Source organism: Micromonospora sp. RV43, from assembly GCF_001029515.1.
GTDB classification, from domain to species: Bacteria; Actinomycetota; Actinomycetes; order Mycobacteriales; family Micromonosporaceae; genus Micromonospora; species Micromonospora aurantiaca.
This window is the reverse complement of record NZ_LEKG01000053.1, coordinates 26,752-40,416: the sequence shown is the minus strand read 5'-3', so window position 1 is coordinate 40,416 and position 13,665 is coordinate 26,752. Positions and strand designations below refer to the sequence as shown.

Annotated in this window: 1 protein-coding gene; it reads left to right on the top strand. The window is 75.9% G+C overall.

Annotated elements, in window-relative coordinates:
* Positions 1–13,490, top strand: a 13,490-nt coding sequence (locus tag ABD52_RS15275) for a type I polyketide synthase (RefSeq protein WP_047892252.1), incomplete at its 5' end; no start/stop codon positions are given.
* Positions 13,491–13,665: the final 175 nt, after the last annotated feature.

Here is a 13,665-nt window from a genome sequence, read left to right as displayed (position 1 = left end):
ACATCGGGCACACGCAGGCGGCTGCGGGTGTGGCTGGTGTGATCAAGATGGTCTTGGCGATGCGGCACGGTCTGGTGCCGGCGACGTTGCATGTGGACGAGGCGTCGCCGCATGTGGACTGGTCGGCGGGGGCGGTGGCCCTGGCCACCGAGCCCACTCCGTGGCCGCGGGTGGACCGGCCGCGTCGGGCGGCGGTGTCGTCGTTCGGGATCTCCGGCACGAACGCGCACGTGATCATCGAGCAGCCGCCGGCCGGGACGATCGAGGGTGAGGTCGTCACCCGCGACGTACCGCCGGTCGTGCCGGTGCTGCTGTCGGCCCGCGACGCCGCCGCGCTGTCGGCGCAGGCGGGCCGGTGGGCGCGCTGGCTGACCGCTGACGAGGCCCCGCGTCCGCTGGACGTGGCCTGGTCCTCCGTCACCACCCGGCCCGCGCTGGAACACCGGGCGGTCGTCACCGCCGCCGACCGGGACGACCTGGTCGCGGCGTTGACCGCCCTCGCCGACGGCGACCCCACCGGTACGGTCGTCTCCGGCGCCACCGGCCAGCGCGGCCGGCTCGCCCTGCTCTTCTCGGGCCAGGGCGCGCAGCGCGCCGGGATGGGCCGGGAGCTGTCGGCCGGGTTCCCGGTGTTCGCCGCCGCGCTGGACGAGGTGTGCGGACACCTCGATCCGTTGCTGCCGCGTCCGTTGCAGGGGGTGCTGTTCGCGTCGGCGGGCACCCCCGAGGCGGAGCTGCTGGACCAGACCGTGTTCACGCAGGCCGGGTTGTTCGCGGTCGAGGTGGCGCTGTTCCGCCTGGTGGAGTCGTTCGGGATCGTGCCGGACATGCTGGCTGGTCACTCGATCGGTGAGGTGACGGCCGCGTACGTGGCCGGGGTGCTGTCCCTGGCCGACGCGTGCGCCCTCGTGGCCGCGCGGGGCCGGTTGATGCAGGCGTTGCCCACGGGCGGCGGCATGCTGGCCGTGGCGGCCGACGAGGCTGCGGTGGTCGAATCGATCGCCGGGCTCGCCGACCGGGTGGGCATCGCTGCGGTCAACGGACCCACCGCAGTGGTGGTGTCGGGTGCCGTCGAGGCCCTCGACGAGGTGGAGCGGCACTGGCGCGACCGGAGTGTGCGCACTCGCCGCCTGACGGTGAGCCACGCGTTCCACAGTCCGCTGATGGAGCCGATGCTCGACGAGTTCCGCACGGTCCTGGACGGGTTGACGTTCTCCGCGCCGCTGCTGCCGGTCGTGTCGAACGTGACCGGGGCCCTGGCCGACGCCGACGAGATCCGCACGGCCGACTACTGGGTGCGGCACGTCCGCGACGCCGTGCGCTTCGCCGGCGGGATCATCGCCCTGCGCGAGGCGGGGGTGGACACGTTCCTGGAGGTCGGGCCGCAGAGCGTGCTGACCGCGATGGCCGCCGACGTGCTGCCCGCCGACGACGCCGTGCTGGCCGTCGCGGTGCAGCGCCGGGACCGTCCGGAGGCGCACGCGCTGCTGTACGCCTTGGCGGAGCTGCACGTGCACGGCGTGCCGGTGACCTGGACGCAGTGGTTCGCCGACACCGGCGCGCGCCGCGTCGACCTGCCCACGTACGCCTTCCAGCACCAGCGCTACTGGCCCACCGCCGGCCGGGCGCGTACGGGCGACGTGTCCGGGGCCGGGCTCGGCCGCACCGGGCACCCGCTGCTCGGCGCGACGGTGGACCTGGCCGGCGACGACGAGATGGTGCTGACGGGCCGGCTCTCCCTGGCCACGCACCCGTGGCTGGCCGACCACACGGTCTCCGGGCTGACGCTGGTGCCGGGCACCGCCCTGGTCGAGCTGGCGGTGCGGGCCGGCGACGAGGTGGGCCTCTCCCGGCTGCGGGAGCTGACCATGGCCACCCCGCTGGCCCTCCCCGGAACGGGAGGCGTACGGATCCAGGTGCGGGTGTCCACGTCGGAGTCGCCGCAGCGTCCCGTCGCCGTCTACTCCCGCCCCGACGACGATCCCGAGGCGGGCTGGACCCGGCACGCGGAGGGCGTGCTGGAGCCTTCCACCGCCGACGAGCCGGACCCGGTCACCTGGCCCCCCGCCGGCGCGGCGGAGGTGGACCTGGCGAGCTGGTACCCGACGCTGGCGGAACACGGCCTGACGTACGGGCCGGCCTTCCAGGGGCTCCGGCGTGCCTGGACCGGCGGCGACGAGGTGTACGCCGAGGTGGTCCTGCCGGACGACGCGACGGAGGCCGCCGGGTTCGGCGTGCACCCGGCGCTGCTGGACGCCGCCCTGCACCCGATCGGGCTGCTGCTGGGCGGCGAGGAGTCGGGCGGGCCACGGGTGCCGTTCGCGTTCGAGGGCGTGCAGGTGCACGCCTCGGGAGCGGGGGCGCTGCGGGTACGCCTGACCCGCGACGGCTCCGGGCTGCGGCTGGCCGCGTACGACGAGGTGGGCGCGCCGGTCGTGTCGGTGGACTCCCTCGCCCTGCGGGAGCTGACCGGCGTGGCCGCGCCGGGCGTGGCCACGCGGTCGCTGTTCGAGCTGCGATGGCCGGCCGTGGAGGCCGCGCCCGCCGGGGAGCTTTCCGGCTGGGCGCTGGTGACCGGCGGCCGGGAGCTGCCGGCACCCGTCGGAATGCCCACGTACCCCGACGTGGCGACGGCCGCGGGGGAGGAGTCCGTCCCCCGGACGCTGCTGCTGCCGGTGTTCCCCGCGCCCGGCGCGGCGACGCCGGAGTCGGTCCGGGCGGTGACCTCGGACGTGCTGGCGACCGTGCAGTCCTGGCTCGCGGCGGACGCCCTGGCGGACTCGCGGCTCGTGGTGGTGACCCGGGGCGCGGTGTCCGTCGGGGACGACGACCGGGTGACCGACCTGGCCGGCGCGGCGGTGTGGGGCCTGCTGCGCTCGGCGCAGTCGGAGCACCCGGGCCGCATCGTGCTCGCGGACGTCGACGGCGACCCGGATGCCGCGCTGATGGCCCTGCTGGACGGCGCCCTGCGGGAACCGACCGCGACCGGCGGCCAGTTGGCCGTCCGCGGGGGTGCGGTGCACTCGCCGCGCCTGGTCCGGGCCGGCATCACGGCGGCGGAGACGCCGGCCGTGGGTGACGGTGCGGTGCTGGTCACCGGTGGTACGGGTGCGCTCGGGGCGTTGGTCGCGGAGCACCTGGTGTCGGTGCATGGTGTGCGGTCGCTGGTGCTGGTGTCGCGGCGTGGTCCGGAGGCTGTGGGTGCGGGTGAGTTGTCGGAGCGGTTGTCGGCGTTGGGTGCGTCGGTGCGGGTGGTCGCGTGTGATGTGACGGACCGGGACCAGGTCGGCGCGCTGGTGGCGGAGGTGGCCGCCGGGGGTCGGTTGGCGGGTGTGGTGCACACGGCTGGTGTGTTGGATGACGGTGTGGTGGAGGGGCTGACGGCGGAGCGGTTGGCGGGGGTGTTGGCGCCGAAGGTGTCGGCGGGTTGGTTCCTGCATGAGGCGACGGCGGGTCTGGATCTCGACTTGTTCGTGGTGTTCTCGTCGGTTGCTGGTGTGCTGGGTTCGCCGGGTCAGTCGGGGTATGCGGCGGGTAACGCGTTCCTGGACGGGCTTGCGGCCCACCGGCGGCAGCTCGGGTTGCCGGCGGTGAGTCTGGCGTGGGGGATGTGGGACACCGCCGGCATGGCCGCCTCGATCGACGAGGCGGACCGGGCGCGGTCCGCGCGGGCGGGTCTGACGCCGATGAGCGCCGGGACCGGGTTGGAGCTGTTCGACGCCGCGCTGGGCGCCGACCGGGCGGTGCTCGTACCGGCCGTGATCGACGTGCCCGCGCTGCGGGCGGCGCTCGGCGGCGGCCCCGTGCCGGCCGTGCTGCGCACCCTGATCGGGTCGACGGCGGCCCGCCGCCAGGCGGGGCAGGGCGGCGGCTGGGCCGACCGGCTCGCCGGGCTGACCGAGGACGAGGGCCGCGCCCAGGTCGACGTGCTGGTACGGGGTCTGGTCGCGCAGGTGTTGGGGCACGGTGGTGCGGAAGCCGTGCCGGCGGACCGGGCGTTCCGGGAGTTGGGCTTCGACTCGCTGACGGCGGTGGACCTGCGTAACCGGTTGAACGCGGCCACCGGGCTGCGGCTGGCCTCGACGCTGGTCTTCGACTACCCGACCCCGGCCGTGCTCGCCGACCACCTGCACGAGCAGGTCTCCGGGCAGATCACCGCCCGCCAGACGGCGGTACTCACCGCCGGCACCGACGAGCCGATCGCGATCGTGGGCATGGCCTGCCGCTACCCCGGTGGCGTCGATGGTCCGGACCAGCTGTGGGCGTTGCTGGCCGGCGGCGGCGACGGGATCTCGGAGTTCCCCACCGATCGCGGCTGGGACCTGGAGAGCCTGTTCGACCCGGACCCGGAGCACAGCGGTACGTCGTACACGCGCCACGGGGGTTTCCTGTACGGGGCGGCGGAGTTCGACCCGGGCTTCTTCGGGATCTCGCCGCGTGAGGCTCTGGCGATGGACCCGCAGCAGCGGTTGCTGCTGGAGGCGTCGTGGGAGTCGTTCGAGTCGGCGGGGCTGGACCCGCAGCGGTTGCGGGGCAGCCGGACGGGTGTCTTCGCCGGTGTCATGTACCACGACTACGCCTCCCGGCTCATGGACCTGCCGACCGAGGTGGAGGGCTACGTCGGGACCGGCACCTCCGGTAGCGTGCTGTCCGGTCGGGTCGCCTACACCTTCGGGTTGGAGGGGCCGGCGGTCACAGTGGACACGGCGTGCTCGTCGTCGCTGGTGGCGCTGCACCTTGCCGCGCAGGCGTTGCGGTCGGGTGAGTGTGATCTGGCGTTGGCCGGTGGTGTGACGGTGATGGCGACGCCGGGGACGTTCATCGAGTTCTCCCGGCAGCGGGGCCTGTCGCAGGACGGCCGCTGCAAGTCGTTTGCGGCGTCCGCCGACGGCACCGGCTGGTCCGAGGGCGTGGGTGTCCTGCTGGTGCAACGGCTCTCCGACGCCCAGCGCGAGGGCCGAAAGATCTACGCCGTGGTGCGGGGCACGGCCGTGAACCAGGACGGTGCGTCGAACGGGCTGACCGCGCCGAACGGTCCGTCGCAGCAGCGGGTGATCCGGCAGGCCCTGGCGAACGCGCGCCTGTCCCCGGCGGACGTGGATGCCGTGGAGGCGCACGGCACGGGTACGACGCTGGGTGATCCGATCGAGGCGCAGGCGTTGCTGGCGACGTACGGGCAGGACCGGCCCGCCGACCGGCCACTCTGGCTCGGCTCGGTCAAGTCGAACATCGGGCACACGCAGGCGGCTGCGGGTGTGGCTGGTGTGATCAAGATGGTCTTGGCGATGCGGCACGGTCTGGTGCCGGCGACGTTGCATGTGGACGAGGCGTCGCCGCATGTGGACTGGTCGGCCGGGGCGGTGGCCCTCGCGACCGAGCCCACCCCGTGGCCGGCGGTGGACCGTCCGCGTCGGGCGGCGGTGTCGTCGTTCGGGATCTCCGGCACGAACGCGCATGTGATCATCGAGCAGCCGCCGGCTGAGACGATCGAGGGCGAGATCGTCGCCCGCGACCTGCCGCCGGTCGTACCGGTGCTGCTCTCCGCGCGCTCCGACGCGGCCCTGGCCGGCCAAGCGGGCCGGTGGGCGCGCTGGCTCGCCGCCGCCGAGGCCCCGCATCCGCTGGACGTGGCCTGGTCCTCCGTCACCACCCGGCCCGCGCTGGAACAGCGCGCCGTCGCCGTGGTGGCCGACGGCAACGACCTGCTCACCGCGCTTCGGGCCCTCGATGCGAGCGAGCCCTCCGGGACCGTCGTGACCGGCTCCACCGCCGTACGCGGCCAGCTCGCGCTGCTCTTCTCCGGCCAGGGCGCGCAGCGCGCCGGGATGGGCCGGGAGTTGTACGCCGGGTTCCCGGTGTTCGCGACCGCGCTGGACGAGGTGTGCGGACACCTCGATCCGTTGCTGCCGCGTCCGTTGCGGGAGGTGCTGTTCGCGTCGGCGGGCACCGCCGAGGCGGAGTTGCTGGATCAGACGGTGTTCACGCAGGCCGGTCTGTTCGCGGTCGAGGTGGCGCTGTTCCGCCTGGTGGAGTCGTTCGGGATCGTGCCGGACATGCTGGCTGGTCACTCGATCGGTGAGGTGACGGCGGCGCATGTCGCGGGCGTGTTGTCCCTGGCCGACGCGTGTCAGCTCGTCGCCGCGCGGGGCCGGTTGATGCAGGCGTTGCCCACGGGCGGCGGCATGCTGGCCGTGGCCGCCGACGAGGCTGCGGTGGCGGAGTCTCTCGCCGGGATGACCGACCGCCTCGGTATCGCGGCCGTCAACGGGCCCACCGCCGTCGTCGTCTCCGGTGCCGTCGAGGCCCTGGACGAGGTGGAGCAGGCCTGGCGGGACCGAGGTGTGCGCACCCGCCGTCTCACGGTCAGCCACGCGTTCCACAGTCCGCTGATGGAGCCGATGCTCGACGAGTTCCGCGCCGTCCTGGCGGGGCTGACGTTCGCGGCACCGCTGCTGCCGGTCGTGTCGAACGTGACGGGAGCCCTGGCCGGGGACGAGATCCGCACGGCCGACTACTGGGTGCGGCACGTGCGCGAGGCCGTCCGGTACGCCGACGGGATCACCGCCCTGCGCGAGGCGGGAGTGGACACGTTCCTGGAGGTCGGGCCACAGAGCGTGCTGACCGCGATGACCGCCGACGTGCTGCCCGGCGACGACGCCGTGCTGGCCGTCGCGGTGCAGCGCCGGGACCGTCCGGAGGCGCACGCGCTGCTGTACGCCTTGGCGGAGCTGCACGTGCACGGCGTGCCGGTGACCTGGCAGTCGTGGTTCGCGGACACCGGCGCGCGCCGCGTCGACCTGCCCACGTACGCCTTCCAGCACCAGCGCTACTGGCCTGAGGGCACGCCCACGAGGCAGGCCGCCCCGGAGGGCGGCGACACCGAGTTCTGGGCCGCCGTCGAGCGCGGCGACCTGTCCGCCCTCGCCGCCGAACTCGGCGACGACACCGAGGACCTGGACGCGCTCGGCCCGGCCCTGCCGCTCCTGGCGCGCTGGCGTCAGCACCGGTCGCGCGACACCGCCCTCGACGGGTGGTCGTACCGGATCGGGTGGGAGCCGGTACGGCCGGCCCCGGCGACCCGGCTGTCCGGGCGGTGGCTGGTCGTCACCGTCGACAGCGGCGCCGACGCGGGCGTGGCGAAGACCCTCACCCAGGCGGGCGCCCGGGTGGACACGCTCACCGTGTCGTCCACCCTCGCCCGCGCCGACCTGGGCGAGCGACTGGGCCGGATCAGCGGGGACGGCTGGGCCGGGGTGCTCTGCGTGCTGCCCCGCCAGGACCGGCCCCTGGCGGACACCCCGGCGGTGCCCGCCGGCGCGGCCGCCCTGCTTACCCTCATCCGGGCGCTCACCGACACCGGCCTGCCGGGACGGGTGTGGGCGCTGAGCCGTACCGCGATGCCGGTCACGGCGGGGGAGCGGGCCGGCGACGTGTGGGCGGCGCTGGCGTGGGGCCTGGGCCGGGTCGTCGCCCTCGAACAGCCGGACCGCTGGGGTGGCCTGGTCGACCTGCCCGACCGCGCCGACCGCGGCGCCCGCGCCGGGCTCGTCGCGGTCCTCGCCGACGGCACCCTGGACCAGGTGGCCGTCCGCCGCAACGGCCTCTTCGGCCGGCGGCTGGTGCCGGCCGCGCCGCCCGCGGGTGCGGGTTGGCGGCCCGCCGGGACGGTGCTGGTGACCGGCGGTACGGGTGCGCTGGGTCGGCACGTGGCGCGCTGGTTGCTGGCGAACGGGGCGGCCGAGGTGGTGCTGGCGTCGCGGCGGGGTCCGGCGGCTCCGGGCGCGGCCGAGCTGGTCGACGAGTTGGGCGCGGTGCGGGTGGTGGCGTGCGACGTCACCGATCGGGCCGCGGTCGAGGCTCTGGTCTCCGGGCTGCCGGAGCTGACCGCCGTCGTGCACACCGCCGGGGCGTCCGGCGGCACCACCGCAGCGCACGAGGTGACCGACGGCGAGCTGTCGGAGACCCTGGCCGGCAAGGTGCTCGGCGCCCTGCACCTCGACACCGCCTGCCGGGGTCGGGACCTCGACGCGTTCGTGGTCTTCTCCTCGGTCGCCGGTGTCTGGGGCGGCGGCGGGCAGGCCGGCTACGCGGCCGGCAACGCCCTGCTCGACACCCTCGTCGCCGCCCGCCGGGCGAAGGGCCTGCCCGCCACCGCGCTGGCGTACGGCCCGTGGGCGGAGGACGGCATGGCCGCCGGGGAGACCGCGGACGGCCTGCGCCGCCGCGGGTTCAGCCCGCTCGCGCCCGACGCCGCCGTCGCGGCGCTCGGCCGCTGGGTGAACGCCCCCGAGGCGGCCCCGGTGATCGTGGACGTCGACTGGTCCCGGTTCGTCACGGCGTTCACCGCCGTACGGCCGAGCCACCTCTTCGACCGGGTCGCCCCCGCCGTCGCCGGCGAGCCGCAGCGGCCGGAGAACGCCGCCGCGACCGACGGGCTGCGCAACCGGCTCGCCGCGCTGCCGGCGACCGGCCAGGAGGCGCTGCTGGTCGACCTCGTCCGCGCCGAGGCGGCGGCCGTGCTCGGCCACCCCACCACCGACCAGGTGCCGGCCGGCCGGGCGTTCCGCGAGCTGGGCTTCGACTCCCTCGCCGCCGTGCAGCTGCGGGACCGGCTGGGCCGGGTCACCGGCCTGACCCTGCCGTCGACAGTGGTCTTCGACCACCCCTCGGCGGCGGAACTGGCCCGCTTCCTGCGTACCGAAATCGTGGTCGGCGCGGACGGCGGCCCGGCTGCCGGCGGCGCGACCGCGACCCGGCCCGCGGCCGACGAGCCGATCGCGATCGTCTCCATGGCCTGCCGCTTCCCGGGCGGGGTGTCGTCGCCGCAGGAGCTGTGGCGGCTGCTGGCCGACGGAGTGGACGCGGTCACGCCGATGCCTGCCGACCGGGGCTGGGACCTCGACGCCCTGTTCGACAGCGACCCGGAGCAGGTCGGCACCAGCTACACCCGCAGCGGCGGCTTCCTGCACGACGTCGCCGGCTTCGACGCCGCGTTCTTCGGGATCAACCCGCGCGAGGCCCTCGCCATGGACCCGCAGCAGCGGCTGCTGCTGCACACCACCTGGGAGGCCTTCGAACGCGCCGGCATCGACCCGCACCGGGTACGCGGCTCCGCCACCGGCGTCTTCATGGGCACCAACGGGCAGGACTACGCCACACTGCTGCTGGGCGCCCGAGCCCAGGTGGAGGGCTACCAGGCGACCGGCAACGGCGCGTCGGTGGTCTCGGGCCGCCTGGCGTACTCGTTCGGGCTGCACGGCCCGGCGGTCACCGTCGACACGGCCTGCTCGTCGTCGCTGGTGGCCCTGCACCTCGCCACGCAGGCGCTGCGCAGCGGCGAATGCGACCTCGCGCTGGCCGGCGGCGTGACGGTGATGTCGACGCCGGGCGCGTTCCTGGAGTTCTCCCGGCAGCGCGGCCTCGCCGCCGACGGGCGGGTCAAGGCGTTCGCCGAGGCCGCCGACGGCACCGGCTGGGGCGAGGGCGTCGGCGTCCTGCTGCTCCAGCGGCTCTCCGACGCCCAGCGCGACGGCAACCGGATCCTCGCCGTCGTACGGGGCAGCGCCGTCAACTCCGACGGCGCGAGCAACGGCCTCACCGCGCCGAACGGGCCCGCGCAGCAACGGGTCATCCGGCACGCGCTCGACAACGCCGGCCTCACCCCCGCCGACGTGGACGTCGTCGAGGCGCACGGCACCGGCACCACCCTCGGCGACCCGATCGAGGCGCAGGCCCTGCTGGCCACGTACGGCAGGGACCGGACCGCCGACCGGCCGCTGTGGCTCGGGTCGGTGAAGTCGAACATCGGCCACACCCAGGCCGCGGCGGGCGCCGCCAGCCTCATCAAGATGGTGCTGGCCCTGCAGCACGAGGTGCTGCCGAAGACCCTGCACGTCGACGCGCCGACCCCGCACGTCGACTGGTCCTCCGGCACGCTGGCGCTGCTCACCGAGGCACGACCGTGGACCACCACGGAAGGGCCGCGCCGGGCGGGCGTCTCCTCGTTCGGTATCAGCGGCACCAACGCCCACGTCATCCTGGAACAGGCCCCGGACCGCCCGGAGCCGGCCTTCCCCGACGGGGACCGTCCCGCGGCGATCCTGCCGTGGCCGGTCTCCGCCGCCGACCTGCCCGCGCTGCGCGAGCAGGCCGGCCGGCTGGCCGACCGCGTCGCGACGGGCGACGACCCCGCCGACCTGGTCGCCTGGGCGCTCGCCGACGGCCGGGCCCACCTCGGCCGGCGGGCCACAGTGGTGGCCGCCGACCGGGCGACCCGAACGGCCGCGCTGCGGGCCCTGGCCGCCGGGGAGGAGCACCCCGCGGTGGTCACCGCCCGGCGACGCGGCGGCGGCCTCGCGGTCCAGTTCTCCGGCCAGGGCGCCCAGCGCCCCGGTGCCGGCCGCCGGCTGTACGACACGTTCCCCGTCTTCGCGGCGGCCCTCGACGAGGTCTGCGCGGTCCTGGACCACCAGCTGCCGCAGCCGCTGAAGCCGGTGCTGTTCGCGGCCGAGGGCAGCGCCGAGGCGACGCTGCTCGACGAGACGGTCTTCACCCAGGCGGGGCTGTTCGCGCTGGAGGTGGCCCTGTTCCGGCTGGTCGAGTCGTTCGGGGTGGTGCCCGGGCACGTTGCCGGGCACTCCATCGGCGAGATCACCGCCGCGCACGTCGCCGGCGTGCTGTCCCTCGCCGACGCCGCCACGCTGGTGGCCGCCCGGGGCCGGCTCATGCAGGCCCTGCCCGCCGGGGGCGGGATGCTCGCCGTCGCCGCCGACGAGGCGGCCGTCGTCGAGTCCCTGGCCGGGCTGGGCGACCGGGTCGGCGTCGCCGCCGTCAACGGCCCCACCGCCGTGGTCCTCGCCGGGGCCCTCGACGCCCTCGACGGGCTGGAACGGCTCTGGCGGGAACGCGGCGTACGCACCCGCCGGCTGCGGGTCAGCCACGCGTTCCACAGCCCGCTGATGGAGCCGATGCTGACCGAGTTCCGAGCCGTCCTCGACGGACTGACGTTCGCCGCGCCGCTGCTGCCGATCGTGTCGAACCTGACCGGGCGGCTCGCCGAGCCCGACGAGATCCGTACGCCCGGCTACTGGGTGCGCCACGTCCGGGAGGCCGTCCGGTACGCCGACGGGATCGCCGCGCTGCGCGACGCGGGCGTGGACACCTTCCTGGAACTCGGACCGCAGGCGGTGCTGACGGCGATGACCGCCGGCCTGCTCCCCGACGCCGACGACGGCACGGCCGTGGCGGCGCTGCGCGCCGGCGCCGACGAGCCGGCCGCCCTGCTCGCCGCGCTGGCCGTCGTGCACGGCACCGGGCGCGACGTCGACTGGGCGGCGGTGCTCGCCGCGCTGGCCGGCCCCCGCCCGGATCGCCGGCTGCTGCCCGAGCTGCCGACGTACGCGTTCCGGCCGCAGCGCTACTGGCCGACCCTCGACACGTTGCCGGCACCGGCCGCCGACGACCCGGTCGACGACGCGTTCTGGCGGGCCGTCACCGACGGCGACCTTGGCCGCCTCGGCCTCGACCCGGACCAGCCGATGCGCGAGCTGTTGCCGGAACTGGAGTCGTGGCGGCGCCGCCGGCAGCTCGACGGCACCCTGGCCGGCTGGCGGTACCGGGTCACCTGGGAACGCCGGGCGCTGACCGTCGCCGACCCCGGCACGTGGCTGGTGGTGGCCCCGCCGCACCAGGTCACCGAGCGGGTGCTCGCCGCCCTCACGGCCGGAGCCGCGACGGTGCACCTGCTGACCGTCGACCCGGCCACCGTCACCCGCGACGGTCTGACCGCCGACCTCGACCGGCTCGCCGCCGCGCACCAGCCGACGGCACTGCTGTCCCTGCTGGCGCTGGACGAGGCGCCGCACCCGGAGCAGTCCGCGCTGCCGACCGGCCTGGCGGCGAACCTGCTGCTCGTGCAGGCGCACACCGGCCGCTCCGGCCCGGCCGTGCCGCTGTGGCTGGCCACCACCGGCGCCGTCGCCGTCGGCGGGGAAGCGGTCGTGCACCCGACGCAGGCCACGACCTGGGGCCTCGGCCTCGTCGCCGCGCTGGAGCACCCCCGGCACGTCGGCGGAGTCGTCGACCTGCCGGCGGACCCGGCCGAGGCGGCGTACGCGGCCCTGGCCGGGGCCCTGGTCAACGTCGACGGCGAGGACCAGCTCGCCGTCCGGGAGGCCGGCGTGCACACCCGGCGGCTGGTCCGCGACACCGGGCTGCCGGCGGCGGGCGACGGCTACCGGCCGAACGGCACCGTCCTGCTCACCGGCGGGACCGGCCCCCTCGCCCGGCACACCACCGACTGGCTGGGCCGCCACGGCGCCGAGGTGCTCCCGCTGGCCGAGCCGGCCACGGGCAAGCTCGGCGACCTGATGGAGCGGCTCGCCGCCGAGGAACGGCCGGTGACCGCGCTCGTGCACGTCCCGGCCGAGACCGGCTCGGTGCCGCTGACCGAGCTGACCCTCGCCGCCCTGGCCGCCGACCTGGCCGCCACCGTCGGCGACGTCCCGAGGTACGCCGACGAGCTGGCCCACCGCCCGCTCGACGCGTTCGTGCTGTGCACCTCGACCACTGGGGTGTGGGGCGCGGGCGGCCGGGCCGGCCAGTCCGCCGGCGACGCGCTGCTGCACGCGCTCGCGGCGAGCCTGCGCCACGGGGGACTGGCGGCCACCGCCGTGGCGTGGGGCCCGTGGCACGACGATCCCGAGTCGGCGGAGCAGACGCAACTGCGCCGGCGGGGCCTGCCGGGCCTGCCCCCGGAGCTGGCCGTCGAGGCGTTCGGGCAGGCGCTGCGCGCGCAGGGGGCGCTGATCGTCGCCGACGTGCGCTGGGACCGGTTCGTGCCGACGTTCGCGTCGATGCGGCAGTGCCCGCTGCTGACCGGCGTCCCGGAGGCGGGCGCGGCGATGCCCGCCGACGACGAGCGCCGGCCGGCTGACGACGAGGCGGCGACCGCGCTGCGGGAGCGGCTGCGTCCGCTGAGCCCCGCCGACCGCGAGGGCGTCCTCGTCGACCTCGTGGGCGGCCTGGCGGCGACCGTGCTCGGCCACGGCGGCGACGCGGGGCTGGAGCCCGACCGGGCGTTCCGCGAGGTCGGCTTCGACTCGATGACGGCCGTGGAGCTGCGCAACCGGCTCCGCGCAGCCACCGGCGTCCACCTGCCCGCCGCCGTGGTGTTCGACTACCCCACTCCGGCGGCCCTTGCCCGGCACCTGCGCGACCGGCTCGCCGAGGACGGCGCCGCCGCGGCGGCGCCGCTGCTCGCCGAGCTGGAACGGCTCGACGACGCCTTCGCGGCCGAGGCGCCGGACCGGCTGACCCGGCAGAAGCTGCTGGTGCAGCTGCAGGCGTTCGTCGCCCGGTGGGGCGACGACCGTGGTCCCGCCGAGGAGAAATCGGCCACGCACACCCTCGACGACGCCACCGACGCCGAGATCTTCGATTTCATCCACCGCGAACTGGGTGGCCCCGGCGGCAATTTGCCAGGAATCTAGAAATGGTGTCGTACGACCGTTGTCGGCGGTCGTGACACGCCGGGCCGGGCGGGTCCGCGCACTCGCCCGGCCGCACCCCGCGAGGGCGGTGCGCCGCACCGCTCGCAGGGCGGGTCGGCCCAGCCTGCGCCCCCGCCACCTAGGGGCACCCGTAGGGGCACGCTAGGGGTTGTGA